This is a genomic window from Ahrensia sp. R2A130 (assembly GCF_000179775.1).
Classification (GTDB): domain Bacteria; phylum Pseudomonadota; class Alphaproteobacteria; order Rhizobiales; family Rhizobiaceae; genus Pseudahrensia.
This window is the reverse complement of the sequence record NZ_AEEB01000022.1, coordinates 22951-41056: the sequence shown is the minus strand read 5'-3', so window position 1 is coordinate 41056 and position 18106 is coordinate 22951. Positions and strand designations below refer to the sequence as shown.

15 protein-coding genes and 1 tRNA gene are annotated in these 18106 nt (G+C 55.8%); 12 read left to right on the top strand and 4 right to left on the bottom strand.

Features of this window, described 5'->3' with window-relative positions; all coding sequences use genetic code 11:
• The first annotated feature begins 41 nt into the window (after window positions 1-41).
• The 5 genes from pheS to mepA all read left to right on the top strand — a co-directional run bounded on the left by pheS (window position 42) and on the right by mepA (window position 5980).
• Window positions 42-1124: a phenylalanine--tRNA ligase subunit alpha gene (pheS, locus tag R2A130_RS13630; protein ID WP_040306150.1), complete on the top strand. Its 1083-nt coding sequence runs from the start codon at window positions 42-44 to the stop codon at window positions 1122-1124.
• A complete protein-coding gene (locus R2A130_RS13625; RefSeq protein ID WP_156798539.1) occupies window positions 1121-1693 on the top strand; it encodes a hypothetical protein in 573 nt (190 codons plus the stop codon). Before pheS ends, R2A130_RS13625 begins: the two co-directional genes overlap by 4 nt.
• Window positions 1690-4110, top strand: a complete 2421-nt coding sequence (gene pheT / locus R2A130_RS13620) for a phenylalanine--tRNA ligase subunit beta (RefSeq protein ID WP_009465093.1) — start codon at window positions 1690-1692, stop codon at window positions 4108-4110. The genes R2A130_RS13625 and pheT overlap by 4 nt, the downstream gene beginning before the upstream one ends.
• 103 nt (window positions 4111-4213) lie before the next feature.
• The gene (locus R2A130_RS13615) at window positions 4214-4852 is read left to right on the top strand and encodes a peroxiredoxin (RefSeq protein WP_009465092.1); all 639 of its coding nucleotides are present in this window, start codon (window positions 4214-4216) and stop codon (window positions 4850-4852) included.
• 123 nt (window positions 4853-4975) lie between these two features.
• Window positions 4976-5980, top strand: coding sequence for a penicillin-insensitive murein endopeptidase (gene mepA / locus R2A130_RS13610; protein ID WP_009465091.1), 1005 nt, complete (start codon window positions 4976-4978; stop codon window positions 5978-5980).
• Between the two features lie 49 nt (window positions 5981-6029).
• Here mepA and msrA read toward each other — a convergent pair whose 3' ends face one another.
• Window positions 6030-6689 carry a peptide-methionine (S)-S-oxide reductase MsrA gene (msrA, locus tag R2A130_RS13605; protein ID WP_009465090.1) on the bottom strand — a complete coding sequence of 220 codons (660 nt, stop codon included), beginning with the start codon at window positions 6687-6689 and terminating at the stop codon, window positions 6030-6032.
• Window positions 6690-6717: 28 nt separating this feature from the next.
• On the bottom strand, window positions 6718-7038 hold the full coding sequence (locus tag R2A130_RS13600; RefSeq protein ID WP_009465089.1) for a hypothetical protein: 321 nt from the start codon (window positions 7036-7038) through the stop codon (window positions 6718-6720).
• Window positions 7039-7218: 180 nt separating this feature from the next.
• Between R2A130_RS13600 and R2A130_RS13595 the strand changes: the two genes are divergently transcribed.
• Window positions 7219-7308 (top strand) — tRNA-Ser (locus R2A130_RS13595).
• Between the two features lie 387 nt (window positions 7309-7695).
• Here R2A130_RS13595 and R2A130_RS13590 read toward each other — a convergent pair.
• On the bottom strand, window positions 7696-7911 hold the full coding sequence (locus tag R2A130_RS13590) for a hypothetical protein (RefSeq protein WP_009465088.1): 216 nt from the start codon (window positions 7909-7911) through the stop codon (window positions 7696-7698).
• On the opposite strand from R2A130_RS13590, the gene R2A130_RS13580 reads away from it, so the two are divergent.
• A protein-coding gene (locus tag R2A130_RS13580) for an IS3 family transposase (RefSeq protein WP_156798538.1) occupies window positions 7910-9012 on the top strand; the annotation gives its coding sequence in 2 pieces (ribosomal slippage) (window positions 7910-8171 and window positions 8171-9012; 1104 coding nt in all). The two genes, R2A130_RS13590 and R2A130_RS13580, sit on opposite strands and share 2 nt — an antisense overlap.
• A 198-nt stretch (window positions 9013-9210) precedes the next feature.
• Here R2A130_RS13580 and R2A130_RS13575 read toward each other — a convergent pair.
• A complete protein-coding gene (locus R2A130_RS13575; protein ID WP_009465085.1) occupies window positions 9211-11466 on the bottom strand; it encodes a CHASE2 domain-containing protein in 2256 nt (751 codons plus the stop codon).
• A 122-nt stretch (window positions 11467-11588) separates the two neighbouring features.
• Here R2A130_RS13575 and R2A130_RS13570 point away from each other — a divergent pair, with 122 nt between their 5' ends.
• The 5 genes from R2A130_RS13570 to R2A130_RS13550 all read left to right on the top strand — a co-directional run bounded on the left by R2A130_RS13570 (window position 11589) and on the right by R2A130_RS13550 (window position 17994).
• A complete protein-coding gene (locus R2A130_RS13570) occupies window positions 11589-12947 on the top strand; it encodes a surface lipoprotein assembly modifier (protein WP_009465084.1) in 1359 nt (452 codons plus the stop codon).
• Between the two features lie 17 nt (window positions 12948-12964).
• The gene (locus tag R2A130_RS13565) at window positions 12965-13855 is read left to right on the top strand and encodes a FecR domain-containing protein (protein WP_009465083.1); all 891 of its coding nucleotides are present in this window, start codon (window positions 12965-12967) and stop codon (window positions 13853-13855) included.
• Between the two features lie 92 nt (window positions 13856-13947).
• On the top strand, window positions 13948-14823 hold the full coding sequence (locus tag R2A130_RS13560) for an alpha/beta fold hydrolase (RefSeq protein ID WP_247869280.1): 876 nt from the start codon (window positions 13948-13950) through the stop codon (window positions 14821-14823).
• 390 nt (window positions 14824-15213) lie between these two features.
• A complete protein-coding gene (locus tag R2A130_RS13555) occupies window positions 15214-16470 on the top strand; it encodes an ABC transporter substrate-binding protein (RefSeq protein WP_009465080.1) in 1257 nt (418 codons plus the stop codon).
• A gap of 84 nt (window positions 16471-16554) precedes the next feature.
• Window positions 16555-17994 carry an aldehyde dehydrogenase family protein gene (locus R2A130_RS13550; RefSeq protein ID WP_009465079.1) on the top strand — a complete coding sequence of 480 codons (1440 nt, stop codon included), beginning with the start codon at window positions 16555-16557 and terminating at the stop codon, window positions 17992-17994.
• The last annotated feature ends 112 nt before the right edge of the window (window positions 17995-18106 follow it).

Below are 18106 nucleotides of genomic sequence, written 5' to 3'. Positions count from 1 at the left end.
ACGGGCTTTCTCGTTTTGAGGACAAAGATCTCATGACCGATATGACGGAACTGGAGACGCTGGAAGAGCGCTCGCTGGCCGACATCACCGCCGCATCCGATCTCGACACACTGGAAGGTGTGCGGGTGGGAACACTAGGCAAAAAAGGCACTGTCTCCGCCCAGATGAAGCAGCTTGGCGGTATGGATGCCGAGCAACGCAAGGTCATGGGCCCAGCGCTCAACGGCCTAAAAAACCGCGTGGGTGATGCGATTGCCTCGCGCCATGAAGAGTTGAAACGTGCGGCTATCGAAGCGCGGCTGGTTTCGGAGCGGGTCGATGTGACCTTGCCCGTGCAGGCCGGACCGCAAGAGCGCGGGCGCATTCATCCGATTACGCAGGTGATGGATGAGATCACCGCGATCTTCGCCGATATGGGTTTCGCCGTTGCCGAAGGGCCGGACATCGAGACCGATTATTACAACTTCACAGCGCTGAATTTTCCCGAAGGCCATCCGGCCCGCGAAATGCACGACACATTCTTCTTCAACCCGGACGAGAACGGCGAGCGCCGCGTGCTGCGAACCCACACGTCGCCCGTGCAAATCCGCACCATGGAAAAGCAACAGCCGCCCATCCGCATCGTCATTCCCGGCAAGACGTATCGTCAGGACTCCGACGCAACGCACTCCGCCATGTTCCATCAGCTCGAAGGTTTGGTGATCGACAAAACTGCCAACATCGCGAACCTGAAATGGACGCTGCAGGAATTCTGCCGCACGTTTTTCGAGGTGGATGACGTGAATATGCGCTTCCGCCCGTCCTTCTTCCCGTTCACCGAACCATCGCTGGAAGTCGACATTCAGTGCGACCGGTCAGGTGCCGAAGTGAAGTTCGGCGAAGGCGATGACTGGATGGAAATTCTCGGCTCCGGCATGGTGCACCCCAACGTGTTGCGCGCCGGTGGATTGGACCCTGACGAGTATCAAGGCTTCGCATGGGGCATCGGTATCGACCGCATCGCCATGCTGAAATACGGCATGCCCGACCTGCGCCCCTTCTTCGAAGCCGACCAACGCTGGATCGACCATTACGGCTTCCGCCCACTGGACATGCCAACATTGTTCGGTGGGTTGAGTGCGTGATGCTAGAAGTCTTAGATAGCCTATGGGGATTTTTTGAACCGATACACGCTCAAATTCTCTCCGTGGCCGTCACCCTTTTTCTCGGTTTTATTTATTGGCTTTTCCGAGCCCGGGTTAAATTAATATGGGGTCAAGCCAACAACAGTTTGAACTTCATTCAGCATGACGATGCCGATACTGAAATTTTTTGCGTAAAGCATTATCTACAGAATACTGGAAGAAAGCCCGCAACGAATGTCGAGTTTGTTTTCTCTACAAAACCCAACAGTATTCGAGTTTGGGAGCCACGAGAACATGAGATAAAATCCATCTCAGGTGGCGATGAAGTGGTTTGTATTCCGTACATATCTCCGGGGGAATTGGTCATCATAGACAGTGTCTATATTAACAGGCGCGCTGGTTTTGTGTCTTCCGTGAAATGCTCGGAGGTTCAGGCTAAGGAAGTAAGGTTTTGGACTAACAGAAATTTTGGCAATGCATTCAATGTCACTGCTTTAATTTTCTTCATACTGGGTTTCGCATTTGTGGCGCAGCTCATTGTTGAGATTGCCTTGGAGGCTTCGTCATGAAATTCACCCTGTCCTGGCTCAAGGATCACCTTGAGACCGATGCCACACTGGACGAGATCGTCGAGCGGTTGACGATGATCGGGCTTGAAGTCGAGGCGGTCGATGACCGCTCGTCCTATCAGCCGTTCACAATTGCCAAGGTGCTGTCCGCGGCACCGCACCCTGATGCTGACAAGCTGCAAGTGTTGTCCGTCGATATTGGCGCGGCTGATCCGTTGCAAGTTGTGTGCGGTGCGCCGAATGCACGGGCTGGGCTGGTTGGTGCGTTTGCCGGACCTGGCACTTACGTGCCGGGTATCGATGTTACGTTAGGTGTCGGCAACATTCGTGGTGTCGAGAGTTTCGGCATGATGTGTTCCGAGCGCGAGCTGGAGCTTTCCGAAGAACATGACGGCATCATCGACTTGCCGGAAACTGTGCTGGCTGATGCGCCCGTAGGCTCGTCATTCGCGGATTACGCAGGGTTGAACGATCCGGTGATCGAAATCGGCATCACGCCCAACCGGCCTGATGCGCTCGGCGTGTCCGGCATCGCGCGTGATCTTGCTGCCAGTGGAATGGGCACGGTAAAAACGCCTGCTGTACCGGCCATCGAAGGGCAGGGCGATTGCCCTGTCTCTGTCGATCTGTCGACGGCTGGCGATTTCTGTCCGGCTTTCGGCCTGCGCCTTGTGCGTGGCGTGAAGAACGGGCCGTCACCGAAATGGATGCAGCAGCGGTTGAAGGCCATCGGTCTGCGTCCGATTTCCGCGCTGGTGGATGTGACCAACTACATCACCTTCGACCGCGGTCGCCCGCTGCATGTGTTCGATGCTGACAAGGTGAAGGGCAGACTTGTGGTTCGCCCTGCCACCGGTGAAGAGACGATGCTTGGTCTCGACGGCAAGGAATACACGCCGACTGCAAAGCATTATGTGATCGCTGATGATAACGGGCCGGAATCGCTGGCTGGTATCATGGGTGGTGAGGAATCCGGCTGCACTGAAACGACTGTGAATGTGCTGGTGGAATCTGCCTTGTGGGACCCTCTGACGGTTGCCCGCACGGGTCGCGACCTCGGCATCATCACCGATGCGCGCTATCGTTTTGAACGCGGTGTCGATCCGCAGTTCATGGAAGCTGGTCTCGATCTAGGCACCGCCATGGTGATGGAGCTTTGCGGTGGTGAACCGTCGAAAGCGGTCATCGCTGGTGAAGTGCCGACGCCTGATCTGGTGATCGAATTCCCACTGTCGGAAACGAAACGTCTAACGTCCATCGACGTCGATGGCGATACGGCGAAAGCCACGTTGGAACGTCTTGGTTTCACCGTCGGTGGTATCGGCGACACGTTGACCATCGGCGTTCCTGGCACACGTCCGGATGTGCACGGCAAGGCCGATATCGTGGAAGAGCTGATGCGGATGCACGGTGTCGATAATATCGAGCCGCAGCCGCTGCCTGCGCTGGCTTCTGTCGGTGAGCGTGTATTGACCACACCGCAAATTCGAACACGTCTGGCCAAGCGCACACTGGCGACGCGGGGCATGAGCGAAGCGGTTTGCTACTCGTTCATCTCCAAAGCGCAGGCGGAACTGTTCGGCGGTGGCGATGATGCGTTGGAACTGGCGAACCCTATCGCCTCCGATATGTCCCATATGCGCCCCAGCCTTTTGCCCAGCCTGCTGGCCGCTGCTGGTCGCAATGTTGCGAGGGGCGTCGGTGATCTGGCTATCTTCGAAGTGTCGCACGTTTATCGTGGTGTCGAAGTCGCCGACCAGCATCGCGCAGCGTCCGGTATTCGCCGTGGCACAGCGAAGCTGGAAGCAACCGGTCGTGATTGGCAGGGCAATACGGATGCAGTGGGCGTGTTCGACGCTAAGGCCGATGCGCTGGCCGTTATCGCTGCTTGCGGTATGGACCCGTCGAAGGTGCAGATCGAAGCCGGTGGGCCTGACTGGATGCACCCGGGCCGCAGTGGCACGCTGAAGCTTGGCCCCAAGGTCGTGCTCGGCTATTTTGGCGAGTTCCACCCCATGACGTTGGAAGCCATGGACGTGACCGGACCGTTGTGCGGTTTCGAGATTTTCATGGATGCCGTGCCGGAGCCGCGCCGCAAGGGTACCCGCTCAAAGGGTGCGTTGCATCTTTCGCCAATGCAGGCGGTAAAGCGCGATTTTGCTTTCGTCTTGGATCGTGACGTGCAGGCCACCGCGGTGCTGCGTGCCGCACAGGGAGCAGACAAGAAGCTCATCACCGATGTGAAAATCTTCGACCTGTTCGAGGACGCGAGCCTTGGTGCTGACAAGAAGTCGCTCGCAATCGAAGTGACCATGCAGCCTGCAGCCACCAGCCTTACCGATGAGGAAATCGATGCGGTGGCTGGTAAGGTGGTGGCCAACGTTGAGAAGACCACCGGTGGTTCCTTGCGAGGCTAGGGCAGAAAATTTCTCCGTTCGTCGCTTAAGGCGAACGGTATTTCTGGCGAAGGTGACAGTTGGTTCCTATCTATAATCCAACACAAACAACGAGGATTGCCCCATGACCAAAGCTCTGCTGATCGGCGATGAAGCGCCGGATTTCACTGCCCAGACCACCGAAGGCGAAATCAATTTTCACGAAGCCATCGACGGAAAATGGGCCGTGTTGTTTTCGCACCCCAAGAATTACACACCGGTTTGTACCACCGAGTTGGGCTATACAGCTAAACTGAAGGACAAGTTCGACGAGCGTAACGTGGTCGTGTTTGGCCTCTCCGTCGACAAATTGGAAGAGCATGCCGGTTGGGCCGCAGACATCGAAGACACTCAGGGCACCGCGCTGAATTTTCCGCTGATTGCCGATGATCGCACCGTGGCTGACCTTTACGGCATGATCCACCCAAACGCCTCCGACACCATGACGGTGCGTTCCGTTTACGTGATCGGGCCGGACAAGAAAATCAAAATGTCGCTGCAATACCCCGCGTCCACGGGCCGTAATTTCGACGAGATCATCCGCGTCATCGACTCGCTGCAGCTCACCGCGAAGCATAAGGTGGCAACACCTGTGAACTGGCAGCAGGGCGAAGATGTCATCATCGTGCCAGCCGTCTCCAATGAAGATGCCAAAGAGCTGTTCCCAGATGGTTGGAACGAAGTGCGCCCGTATCTGCGTGTCGTTCCACAACCTGGAAAATAAGTGTCCCGCACCCATTGATGCAGATATGACTCAGCGACGCCTCTTGTTGTGAGGGGCGTCGCATTGCTGTCGCATTCATCGTAATGTTCGAACCGAAGCAGTTGTTTCGGGGGAAACATTTCGATGGTCCAATTCAAGATTTTGATCTCAGGTGCGCTGGCCGTGCCGCTGGCTCTCACCAGCGTAGCTTACGGCGCGACGCCCGCTAAAAACCTGTTTGGCGCAAAGCGCGATGGCGCAAAAATGACGCCTGCCGTTTATGGATCCTACGCCAAGGGCTGTGTCGCAGGTGCCGAAAAACTCGCTGACAACGGGCCGAACTGGCAGGCCATGCGTCTTTCGCGCAACCGTCATTGGGCGCATCCTGAACTCATCTCATTAGTTGAACAGCTTTCCGTCGATGGAAAGAAAGTCGGTTGGAACGGTCTGCTTGTCGGCGATCTTACGCAGCCGCGCGGTGGGCCAATGACGTCCGGTCACGCCTCCCACCAGGCCGGTCTCGATGCTGATGTCTGGCTGACACCCATGCCGAACCGTCGCCTGTCCAACAAGGAACGCGAGAACATTTCGGCTACGTCCATGCTGGCCAGTCGAAACGGCAAGCTGACCAATCAAAAGCTCGACAAAAAGCGCTTCACCAGCGCTCATGCCGGTATCATTCGTACCGCTGCGCGCTACCGCAATGTTGAGCGTATTTTCGTGCATCCCACCATCAAGCAGGAATTGTGCCGCCAGAACCCAGACCGGCCAGCATGGCTCAAGAAAGTGCGGGCGCAGTTCGGCCACCATTATCACTTTCACATTCGTATCGGCTGCCCAGCTGGTTCCACAGGCTGCAAGCCACAGCGTCGGGTGCCATCCATGGGCTGCGATAAGGCCACGATGGATTATTGGTTCAAGGTTGCATACGGCCCGCGCCGTAAGCCAAAGCCTGGTGTGAAGCCGAAACCGCGCAAGCCAAAGCGCCAGATTACTTTAGCGCAATTGCCGCGCCAGTGCCGAGCGGTGTTGGCCGCGCCCGGAACCGCGGGAACGCCAGCGGTAGCAGCCGGCGCTGTTGCCTATCAGCAGCCCACAGGGCGCATCGCGACACCGTCGTTCCGCGCTATCGAGGGCGTGGCACAATAGGCTGCAGCGTCAACCAATAGCGCTTGGAGGAGGGCGTCAGCCCTCCGCGCTATGCTGTCAATGCGGGCGCAGGGCAGGCAACGCCTACGCCGCCGAGGTTGCAGTAGCCGCCGGGGTTCTTCGCCAAATATTGCTGGTGGGACTCTTCGGCATAGAAGAATTCTGGTGCATCCGTGATCTCGGTTGTAATGGTGCCGCGTCCTGCTTTCGTCAGTTCTGCCTGATAGGCATCGCGGCTGGCCTCTGCAGCAGCTTTCTGCGTGGCTGATGTGGTGTAAATGCCGGAGCGGTATTGCGTGCCGGTATCGTTGCCCTGCCGCATGCCCTGTGTCGGATCGTGAGTTTCCCAGAACAGTTTCATCAGCGCATCGAACGAAATCTCGGCAGGATCGAAAACCACGCGCACCGTTTCGTTGTGGCCGGTGAGGCCAGTGCAAACTTCGTTATAGGTCGGGTTCGGTGTAGCACCACCTTGGTAGCCGACGGCAGAAACCCAAACGCCTTGCTGTTCCCAAAACAGGCGTTCGACGCCCCAAAAGCAGCCCATGCCCACATAGACCTCTTCCATACCTTCTGGAACTTCAGCGGTGATGGAGCGGCCGTTGACGAAATGCGTGTCGGCGGTGGGTATGGCATTGGTGCGCCCGGGCAGAGCCGTATCGCTGGTTGGCATTTTCATTTTCGAGGTCAGGCGGTCGATGAGAAACATGTCAGGAGCCTTTCAAAAAGTACTTGGTCTAGCGGCTGGCGAAACGACCGAAGCGGTCATTTTTTGGTTGCCCACTCCACATCATGAGCATGGCGATGGCGAAGAAAACAATCCAGCCGGGAAGTTGCAGCACGAACAGTAGCGTCGGGTCCCACAGCAAAGCGTGGAGACCTGTAACAGTCGTTTGCAGCCATTCGAACGTGCCTGCACTGGTTGTTTGCCAAAGCTCGGCCAATGGCGTCACCACAGGGGCAGCAGCAGAAATGGAGCGTGTTAGATCGAGCACGGCTAAAACCAGCGCGAACGCCAACACTGCAAGGCCAACCACTCGAAGCAAAACGGAAAACACGGCTCTTTTCTCTTTCAATTGTCGGTGCATTCGTGAGCGCTTATCAGAAATGGGGCGTTGCGCTCACCAATGCAACACTGCTAATCGCCAGCGGTTGCAAAGCCCATCGTTTTCAGTGCTCTTTTGCGGTTGAATGATGCGCCCGCCCATGTATAACGCCCTCGGTCCCATGGGACCTGCGGAGAGGTGGCCGAGTGGTCGAAGGCGCACGCCTGGAAAGTGTGTAGGCGGGTGACCGTCTCCAGGGTTCGAATCCCTGTCTCTCCGCCATTAATCTCTAATATTGCTGGGTTTTCTCTAGAGCGCGCTATTGTGTCGACTTTTCGATGCCTTACGCGTGAGCGGATTCGAACGATCTCTGTTTCGTCTCGCGGTAGGGCCGAATTCCCTCCCTCCAGTTTCAAACCGCGATTTCAGTGGGTGTGGTTTTGGTTACTCTGAATCTGCGGCGGCGGTGATCGCGTAGATCGTCAGTCCCAAGTTGCTGGTGTTGGTCAAATAAAATTCTGTCACCCAGTGCCCTTTGGGAACGATCATGAGTTTCGGTGTTGAGATGTAGAGCGCGTGGTGAGCATTCTCGCATCTAGCATCTGCGATTTCGGAGAGTTCGCGCTCGTTGGACTGCGGCCAGTTAAACCGACCAGCTGATAGAATGGCCTATGCCAGTTGGAACAATTGTGCCTGCCCGGTCCAGTCATCGGGGATGCCGATGTCCAGCACCTTCCTGCTGGTCAGTTCAGGCGGTTGCTGACCGGTGCAGATCGTTTCCACGATGGAGGGCGATAGGAATTGACCTGCTCCAAGATAACTGGATCGAATTTGGTTAGAGTTTTCGGCTTCAATTTCTTGGTTGGAAGAAGGAGCAGAAGCCATGAAGGCATCCAATTTTTCGGACGCGCAGAAGGCGTTCATTTTGAAGCAAGGCGATGATGAAACGCCGGTGGCAGAGATATGCCGTAAGGCCGGGATCAGTCAGGCGACGTTTTTCAATTGGCGCAAGAAGTACAAGGGTCTGCTGCCGGACGAGATGCGCCGGCTGAAGGCTTTGGAGGATGAGAACGGTCGTCTGAAGCGGATCGTCGCTGACCTGACGCTAGACCGTGAGATGCTGCAGGATGTCATCCGTCGAAAGCTCTGAGGCCTGCCCGGAAGCGCAAGCTTGTCGACGGGATGTTGGTGGATTGGGGAGTGTCGATCCGGCGCGCGTGCAAGGCGCTTCTGTTCGACACCTCGACCTACCACTACAAGTCCCGTCGACCCGGTCAGGCCCCACTGGAACGCCGTATTAAGGAGATCTGCGAGACACGCGTACGCTACGGATACCGTCGCGTGCATGTGATGCTTATGCGCGAGGGATGGACGATCAATATGAAGAAGACGCATCGTATTTACAGGGAGTTAGGCCTGCAGCTGCGTAACAAAAAGCCTAAGCGACGGGTGAAGGCGAAGCTTCGAGATGACCGTGAGACGGCCGTCGAACCAAACGATGTGTGGGCGATGGACTTCGTCCACGATCAGCTCGCAACTGGGCGTAAGCTGCGGATCCTGACCATCGTCGACACCCATTCACGCTACTCGCCAGCCACCGATCCATGCTTCAGCTACAAAGGGCCTGACGTGGTCGAAACGCTCGAACGCGTCTGCGCAGAGATCGGCTATCCAAAGACGATCAGGGTCGATAACGGCAGCGAATTCATCTCGCGCGATCTCGACCTATGGGCCTATATGAATAAGGTCACGCTCGACTTCTCACGGCCTGGCAAGCCGACGGATAACGCCTTCATCGAGGCGTTCAATAGCAAGTTCCGACAGGAATGTCTGAACGCCCACTGGTTCATGACGCTTGCAGATGCGGCTGAAAAGCTGGATGCTTGGCGTAGAGACTACAACGAGGTCCGGCCTCACAGCTTGATCGGATACAAGGTCCCGATCGACATACATATTCCCGGTGGCGCAACCAGCCCGTCACCGTGATCGAAGCTCGGAAACTCTACCGGACATCGGTCCAACTTTCGGTCCCAGAGCAATCAACCGACGAATTCTCCATATGACTGGAGGAAAGTCGGGTCGCAGGTCAACGGGCGATGCCGTTTTCGCTATAGACCTTTTGAATCGAGTCTTCGGGTCGGTGTTGGCGCAGTCTTTGTGCGGATGATGTTTGAAGCAAGCCTCTCATTTGGATGTTGCCCGATACACTCCGTCCCAATCGGCAGGGATGCCGATCTGAATCATTTTATCGATGCGCTCTGCGTACAGAGCGTAGAGCTTGTCCAGTGAGGGGAAGTCTGTGGCTTCTTCTGCTGTAGTGCCTCGTGCATCCGCAGCTGCGCTTGAAGCCTGCGACATGGCTATCAGAGCTTCTTCCATGTCTCCGGAGCGCCACGCATTTATCATTCGAGTGTGGCTTTGAGATAAAGTGTTGAAAGCAGGAGATTTTGATAAAGCGGCATCTCCTAAAACTGTGTGGACTGTCAGCGGTTGATCACGGCCTATGACGCCGAGTGTATCTATTTCCAAGGTGGCGAAACCGGTGACGTTTTCCAGCGTCTCTTCTGCAACCAAATTGTCGAGACCGTAGAGTTTCGTCTGACCCTCCACCCGTGAGGCCACATTCACGGCATCCCCGATGGCGGAATAATTGAAACGTTGCGACGATCCCAAATTGCCTACGCAGCATGCGCCAGTGTTGAGGCCGATACCAATTTCGATGGGTCGCGCTGAAGCCTGATTCATGATCGCTAGTTCAGAACGCATGGTTAGCAGCGAAGCACAGGCCTTTGTGCGGTGGTCCGGTGTGTCGAGCGGCGCGTTCCAGAACGCCATTATGGCGTCACCCATATATTTGTCGATCGTCGCGCCACGCTTCAGCAGTGCATCGGTCATCGGCGTCAGAAAGTCGTTCAGCAGTTCGGTCAGCGCTGTCGGATCGAGTCCTTCGGACAGGGTGGTGAAGCCGCGGATATCGCAGAACAGGATCGTTAGTTCCTTCTCCTCACCACCGAGTTTCAACGAGTCCGGATTTTGCGCTAATTGCTCCACAAGGGAGGGGGCGAGATAGTGACTGAAGGCCGTACGGACGAACCTGCCCTGGCGCTCCGTCACCAACAAGTCTGCAGCGACGCCGCCAATATAGGCAGCAGCCAAAGTCAGCAATGGCAATACGGGGGAGAACAGCAGCCCGTGGACATCGAATGCGTACCAGAAGCTAAGCACCGTGCCCGTTCCCATTACTAAAGCCGCGAGCCCGTCACCGAGAGGCGGCAGGAAAGGCATGGCACATAAAAGGATAAGTGCCAGAAAAATTGCCACTAACCGCTCAACGCCCGGGCCGTAGTCTGGCTGCGCTATCAACTGTCCGGATATGATCTGGTCGAGAATATCAGCGTGGATGGTCACGCCTGGCACAAGCGGTGCCAAAGGTGTGGCACGAAGATCCAGCAGACCGGCAGCTGACGTACCAATCAAAACGATATGGTTGGCGACGGCTTTTTCCAGCGCATCATCGCTCAGGTCGTTCTCATCAGGGTAAAGCAGTTGCCGCATGGTGATCGTAGGTTTCACGTCGGGTGAAGAATGCCAGATAGTGATTGCCCCGTCGGCATCCGTCGGCACCTCCAATGCCCCTACCTTCACCGCCACAAGATCGGTCTCGCCTCCCGCTGTTTCTCCTGACGCATCACTGGCTTTCAGAATGAAAGCTCCGGCTCCCTGCACGACGCGGAGGGTTTCCATTGCAAGCGAAGGGTACCACTTGCCGTCATTGCCGATCACCAATCTGACGCGGCGCACCACTGCATCCAACTGTTCTTCTGGGTCGTAGTTCACGTCACCGATACCCGTGGCCGCCGCGTCGAGTATTGGGAGATTGCGGACGGCATTAAGACCTTTTCCCATCAACCTTTCCGGCACGGTGCCTGAGACGGCATGGCCTGCCTTGGGCGCAGGCGCTGCTTGATCGGAGCTGGATGATAAACGCATGCCAGTCACAACCGCGACGTTTGAAAAGGCGTCTGCCAGAACGCGGTCGTTGTCGAGAATGTCGGTCTTGGCGGGTAAAGACACTTGCGCTCCCGCTTGTGTCAGTCCTTCCACTGCTCTTAATGGCGAGGTGCGGTCTGCTTCGGAAAAGATGACGTCGAAGACGACTGCAGCAACGCCCAACTCCTGCAAACGGAGCACCACATCTGCGATGACCGTGCGGGGCCAAGGCCATTGCCCGACACGGCGGATCGAAGCTTCATCAATATCGAGCACCACCACATCGGAGCCGGACCACGCACGCGGCTTCAACCGCTGATAGCTATCGAAGGCTAAAGTATCCAATGTGGTCAAAGGCTTGGATGGCCAGAATGCCATGGACCAAACTGCAAGTGCCGCCAACAAGCCAAACAGCCAAACCGAGACAAATTTGTTGCGCAGAAGCCTCATCGCCTGTGTGATTCAACACAGACAGGAGTGGTCGGGTCGCTCATGTAGCTGCTTTCATTGACTCGTCCAACGCAGACCTCGTACCCAATTCGTCAGGGGCCGAACTCGGGAACGGCAAGATTATGATGCAAGATTGTCATGTGACGACAACCGTATGCAAGCGCATTGGCAAGCAACAGCTTGGCAAGTGCGTGGCTGCTGCTGTCCTGTCCCTCTCGCTTGCGACGACTGCGATGAATGACGCTTCGGCGCAAAGTGCGACCGCTGACCTTATAACCTTCGATCAGGTTCTTGCAGCGCCGGATGATCCCCAACTTAATCTTGACTACGCCCAACAAGAGGTTCGCTCCGGCAGGCTGCAGCAGGCATCTGCTGCTTTGGAACGGTTGCTTCTGTCACGCCCAAATTGGGATGGTGTCCGGCTCTATTATGGTGTTGTGCTCTACCGGCTAGCCGACATGCAGGGCGCTATCCGCGAGCTGAGCATTTTGGAGAACCGCCCGCTCAGCGCGGCACAAGAAAAAGATCGCGTCAAATATCTGGCACTGGCCAAGCAGGCGAACAAACGGCTGCGAGTAACATCACGTTTTTCACTTGGCGCGCGTGTCGACTCCAATCCTAATCGCATAGGCGATGGGGTGGCAGATCCCGACGATGAGTCTGATTTTGGTTTTACCGGGTCGTCGCGCTTCCGCGTGGAATACGATATCCCCACTAATCCCGGAGACTATCTGTTCTTTCAATCGGTTGGTGCGACAAACATCTTTGCAGATGGTGATCAGGCCGATTTCCTGGGCTCCCAGCAAAAAGCAGGCGTGGTTTTCAATGGCCGTACCTTTATCGTCTCGCCCTACATCCACTATGGCACGACCTGGCTGCAGGATGATAGATTTCGCAATCAGTGGGGCGCTGGTGTGGATACATCTTTTGCCTTGTCAGATACCGTGACAGCGCTCGCAAAATATCGCGCATCCTACGAAGACTACAGAGTGACCGATTTCTCAACGATCGGAAGTCAACGCGATGGTTGGCGTCATGAAGTGCGTGCCGGATTTCGCTGGCGACCCACTGACCGCCAGACATTCACGCTCACCGGTCTATGGGCTGACAAAAACGCGGATTTTGACGGCTACTCCTACAATCGACACGGCGTCCGTTTGCGGTCGTTCTCCCTGCTTGGAGATGGATGGTATCTAGACACTAGCTTGGCAGCCACCCGGACCGATTACGACACATTCGACAATTTCTACACAAGCGCTGCCACCGGTGCGCGCGAGGAAACTTTGGTGAAGGCCCGTGCAGCCGTTGGCGTGCCACTCTCCACCCTGTTCGCTAAGTCCGGCTTCGAGCTGACAGAAGCTATCGGTGACATAGTCGCGCAAGTGGGTGTCACTTATTCTCATCAGAACGCCAATGTTCCCTTGCTCGATATCGAGAATGTCTCCGGTGACATACTCTTCACCAAACGCTTCGCGTTTTGAGAAAGGGAGCACGCACCATGACCCGCTTCAAAAGCCTCATTCTCACTGCGGCAATTTTCACAACCACCGCGGCCTATGCTGCACCATCTATCGGCACGTCCGCCGCTGTGCGGGGCGATGTCTTTGTGACCACAACTGGCACGAAGCGCGTTGCAAAGGTGCGCGACTCCATCCGCCTGCAAGATCAGGTGCTGACCAAAGACGACAGTGCGCTGCAGATACTTCTGGTGGACCGCACAACCTTTACCGTCGGCCAAAATGCCAATCTGACCATCACCAAATTCATCTACGACCCGACACAGGATTCCGGTGAACTTGCCGCTCGCGTGACCAAGGGGGCGTTCCGTTTCATGTCGGGTAACATCGGCAAGGCTAACCCCACCAATGCATCCGTCTCGACGCCATCAGCCACCATTGGCATTCGCGGTACCTTCTTTGAAGGTATCGTCGGTATCGACGCAATTGCGCTTGCTGACCTTGCCGGACTGAACACTGTGGGTGCTGATCAGCAGGCTGCGAGCATTGTCATTCTGCGGGGCCCGGGAAAATCTCGAAACACAATTGATCGTCCTGGCTCCATAGTGATCTCCAATTCTGGTGGATCGCGCCAGATTGCACAGCCTGGATACGCTGTTTTTGTTGCAAGCGCGGGGGCCACACCCAGCGCACCGTTTAAACTGACTATGGAAATGCAGGACTATCTCGACTTCTTCCTGCGCTCTGCCCCCAACGGTCCGCCGGTCAACCCTACCGGTCTGACAGGCACAGGCTCACAAGGGTCAGGTCAGCTAGATATACAAATCCCGATCGATCCTATCGACGATTTCGTTGATGATGGCATCACTGATCCAAATGTGCCTGAGGATGTGGATATTGTTGTCACCCCGCCTTTCACTGGCGGGCCATGAACACGTTGCTGTTTGTTTGTCTGGTTGTTGCGATCCTAGCTGCATGCCTTGCCGCATTTGCTGAACGCACACGGCGGAAGGTTGAGGCTTTGGTGCCTGCGGACGGTCGCTTCCTAGAAGTGAATGGTAACAAGCTTCACTATGTTGATAGCGCCGATGGTGATCCGAACGCATCGGCTCTCCCGTCGTTGGTGCTGATTCACGGCCTTGGCGGGCAGCTGCGCAATCTAACCCATTCTCTATCGCAACGTCTGACCAAAGACTTCCGAGTCATCACTATGGACCGCATAGGTGCGGGCTACTCGACACGATCCGGCGGTGGTGGGGCCACCCTTCATGAGCATGCGACGGCTGTTTCGGATCTTATCGGCGCACTTGAACTGGACCGGCCGGTTCTCGTTGGCCATTCGATGGGCGGAGCGGTGTCACTCGCCACTGCGCTGGACCATGCCGGATCTATCAGGGGCGCTGTGTTGGTCGCGCCGCTAACCGCGGCAAGCGAGAATGTTCCGGAAGTGTTTGGCGCGTTGGCCATTCGCAACGATACCATTCGGAAGATTGTGGCGCATACGGTGGCAGTTCCAATTTCCATTCTTCGCGCTAAAAAAACACTGGCATATATTTTTAAGCCGGAGCCTGTTCCGGAAGATTTCAGAATACGCGGTGGCGGTCTCCTAGGCTTAAGACCTCAAAGCTTTCGTTCGACCTCAATGGATTTCACCAGTCTGTTTGATACTCTGCCGGTAATGGTTGAGCGTTACGCAGACATAAGTGTGCCGATTGCCATCATTTTTGGAACAAAGGACTCACTGCTCGACCATAACGAGCATGGTGTTGATCAGCATGATCTTTATGGATGGGACGTCGAACTTCTGGAGGGCAGCGGACACATGATACCGGTCACTGCTCCGGACCAGGTCGCGAACTACGTTTCTCGCCACGCTAAGAATTGGTTTTCTATCTCATAGTCTGAAATCCAATTTGATGCCGATAACAGGCTATTTTCAACATCGTTGTGTCTGCGTCAGACCCTTTTGAACAGAGTGGGTTGGTTTTAGTGGAGTGTTGGGTCTCAACATCACCGTGATCAAAACAAAGATCCAGCGCATTGCTCAAGCTGGACAAATCACCGAGTTGATGCCTGCTCTAGATCGCACATCCTGCAGACCCATAACCACCGATCACGAACTGCTCATGCTGTTTGCTGGGCAATAACGTCCCTGAAAGCTCTGATAATAAGACTTGGCGGTATGCGGTGTAACTGTACGCCATGCGGCTGTATGGCGGCATCCTCCACTCTTTTGGCTGACACAGATGCGCCTAAAGCGCGCTGTGCTGAGCATCCATGGGAGGATTGAATGAAAAAGTTTCTTTTGACGAGCGTTTCCGTTGCAGCACTTGCGCTGACAACAAGCGCTGCACTGGCCGATGCCCACAGCAACAAAATCAAAATTGGCGTACTTGCCACGCTGGAAGGTACCTACACTGTCCTTGGTGAGGACGGAATTCGTGGTCTTCAGACCGCAATGAAACAGGCGGATGGTAAAGCTGCCGGCAAAGAGATCGAACTGATTATTCAGTCGACAGACGCCAGCCCGGACAGTGCCGTGCGCGGTGCCCGCAAACTGGTGGAGCAGGACAAGGTCGATTTTGTCATTGGCCCGCTTTCAGGTTCTGAAGGTATTGCTTTGCGCGACTACGCCAAGACGCAACCTCAAACAACGATCATCAACGGCATTTCTGGTGCGCAGGAAACGACCTTTGTGGACCCTGCTGAAAACTTTTTCCGCTTCAATATGGACGGTGCGCAATGGGGTGCTGGTCTTGGTGAGTATGTGTTCGACAAGAAAGGTTGGAAGACCGTTGCGACGGTCGCGGAAGACTATTCCTTCGCCTACACCAACTTCCTCGGCTTCGCGCAGGGATACTGCAAAGCCGGTGGTAAGATCGTTGAACGCCAGTGGGTCCCGCTTGGTACTAAGGATTTCGGTTCGATCATTGCATCGCTTCCAGACGATGTGGATGCGATCTATCTGGGCTTGGGTGGCGGTGATGCCGTCAACTTCCTCAACCAGTACCAACAGGCTGGCGGTGACGCGAACCTGATCGGTGGTTCGATCATGGTTGATGGCACGGTGCTTTCTGCAAAAGGTAACGCCAAGAACGCGCTGATCGGCACGCCATCATCCGGACCACAGGCTGACACTTGGGATAACCCGAAATGGCAGGCCTATGTGAAGGCTTATCAGGACGCTTTCCCGCCTGAGAAACGCTTCCCCAGCCCGTCGTTGCTGGCCACCGGTTACTACAATGCCACTAATGCTGCGCTGCAGTGCCTTAACACCGTTAACGGTGATCTGTCCGACGGCCACGCGGCCTTTCGTGGCTGCCTCGGTTCACTAGAACTCGACGCGCCCAATGGCATGATCAAGTTGGACGGTAACCGTCAGGCTATCGGCACGAATTTCGTGACCGAAGTGGTTGAACAAGCCGACGGCACGTTGGCCAATAACATGGTCGCTATGGCGGAAAATGTGAACCAGACACTTGGCATGGACGAAGCAGAATTTCGGGCTTTGGGACTTCCATCGCGCGACATTCTCAAATGCGACTGATCACTTAGATCTTACGCAGCTCTTTGGGCTCCGAACCTACTCCCGGTTCGGGGCCCTTTTGTTTTAGTGGAGCGATATCGCGATATGACTGACGTTAAAGGTATGCTGATTGCAGGCGAATGGAGGAGCGGCGGGCGTTCAAGCCCCAACGTTAATCCGTCTGATACTAATGAGATTATTGGCCATTACGCGCAGGGAGATGCCGACGATATGCGCGATGCCATTGAAGCGGCATGTGCAGCACAACCGCGATGGGGCGAAACCACGCCTCAGGCGCGTCATGATATTCTAGCGCAGGCAGGCAACGAGATACTCAACCGCAGCGATGAGCTCGGCGAGTTACTGGCACGCGAAGAGGGCAAGACCCGTCGCGAGGCGGTTGCGGAAACGAGGCGCGCCGGCCAGATATTTCTTTACTTTGCAGGCGAGGCTTTGCGCATCAGTGGCGAAAAGCTTGCCTCGTTGCGCCCTGGCGTTGAAGTCGACGTTACCCGCGAGCCGGTGGGAGTGGTGGGCATTATCACGCCTTGGAACTACCCGATGGCAATTCCGGCGTGGAAGGTTGCTCCTGCGCTTTGTTATGGCAATGCCGTTGTCATGAAACCTGCAGAGCTGGTGCCAGGCAGCGCATGGATGCTTGCCGATATTTTGCAGCGCGCCGGTCTTCCCGATGGTGTGTTTAATCTTGTTATGGGGGCAGGGTCTATCGTTGGTGCTGCGATGCTTGAAGACCCTCGGATTGATGCGATCTCATTTACCGGTTCGCAGGCCACGGGAGCTCGAGTAGCTGCTGCTTGTGCAAAACATATGAGACGGGTTCAGCTTGAAATGGGGGGTAAGAATCCTCTGGTTGTGCTGGATGACGCTGACATCGATCAGGCAATCGATTGTGCCATTGACGGCGCCTTCTTCTCGACCGGGCAACGTTGCACCGCATCGTCTCGGTTGATCGTCACCGAGTCCGTTCATTCTCGTTTTGTAGAAGGATGTCTGGAGCGGATGCGTGGCCTCAAGGTTGGCCACGCGCTTGATAATGATACGACTATCGGCCCGGTCGTCGATCAACAGCAGTTGGCCAACAATCTTCGCTACATCGAAACCGCACGAGGCGAGGGCGGTTCCATTCGAGGTGGTGGTGAACGTGTCGAGTGTGGACGTCCCGGTTTCTACATGACGCCAGCGCTGGTGACGGATACATCGCCACAAATGACGATCAACCGTGAAGAGGTCTTCGGGCCGGTTGCCTCCGTGATGCGCGTGCGCGATTATGAAGAGGCGCTATATGTGGCTAATGATACGCAGTTTGGTCTGTGCGCTGGAATTTGCACCACCAGCTTGAAATATGCGTCCCATTTCCGACGTTCTGTTCGCGCTGGTATGGTGATGGTAAACCTGCCAACGGCAGGGGTAGATTATCATGTTCCCTTTGGCGGAACAAAGGCTTCCAGCATGGGGCCCAGAGAACAAGGTCGCCATGCGGCGGAGTTCTACACTGTTCTAAAGACGGCCTATGTGGAGCCGTAACTCTTGCAAAAATTACCATACCTCAAAGTCTCCTTTCATGCCTTGTGATCGCATTGTCCCTCCGCAACCTTGACGTTTAGCGGCGCTGCGCCCGATGCTGTTGGTTCGCTGG

Bases quoted from the DNA above. Each gene is read 5' to 3' on its own strand.
- pheS (WP_040306150.1), top strand. From the start codon at position 42: ATGACGGAACTGGAGACGCTGGAAGAGCGCTCGCTGGCCGACATCACC.
- pheT (WP_009465093.1), top strand. From the start codon at position 1,690: ATGAAATTCACCCTGTCCTGGCTCAAGGATCACCTTGAGACCGATGCC.
- R2A130_RS13615 (WP_009465092.1), top strand. From the start codon at position 4,214: ATGACCAAAGCTCTGCTGATCGGCGATGAAGCGCCGGATTTCACTGCC.
- mepA (WP_009465091.1), top strand. From the start codon at position 4,976: ATGGTCCAATTCAAGATTTTGATCTCAGGTGCGCTGGCCGTGCCGCTG.
- msrA (WP_009465090.1), bottom strand. From the start codon at position 6,689: ATGTTTCTCATCGACCGCCTGACCTCGAAAATGAAAATGCCAACCAGC.
- R2A130_RS13590 (WP_009465088.1), bottom strand. From the start codon at position 7,911: ATGGCTTCTGCTCCTTCTTCCAACCAAGAAATTGAAGCCGAAAACTCT.
- R2A130_RS13575 (WP_009465085.1), bottom strand. From the start codon at position 11,466: ATGAGGCTTCTGCGCAACAAATTTGTCTCGGTTTGGCTGTTTGGCTTG.
- R2A130_RS13570 (WP_009465084.1), top strand. From the start codon at position 11,589: ATGATGCAAGATTGTCATGTGACGACAACCGTATGCAAGCGCATTGGC.
- R2A130_RS13565 (WP_009465083.1), top strand. From the start codon at position 12,965: ATGACCCGCTTCAAAAGCCTCATTCTCACTGCGGCAATTTTCACAACC.
- R2A130_RS13555 (WP_009465080.1), top strand. From the start codon at position 15,214: ATGAAAAAGTTTCTTTTGACGAGCGTTTCCGTTGCAGCACTTGCGCTG.
- R2A130_RS13550 (WP_009465079.1), top strand. From the start codon at position 16,555: ATGACTGACGTTAAAGGTATGCTGATTGCAGGCGAATGGAGGAGCGGC.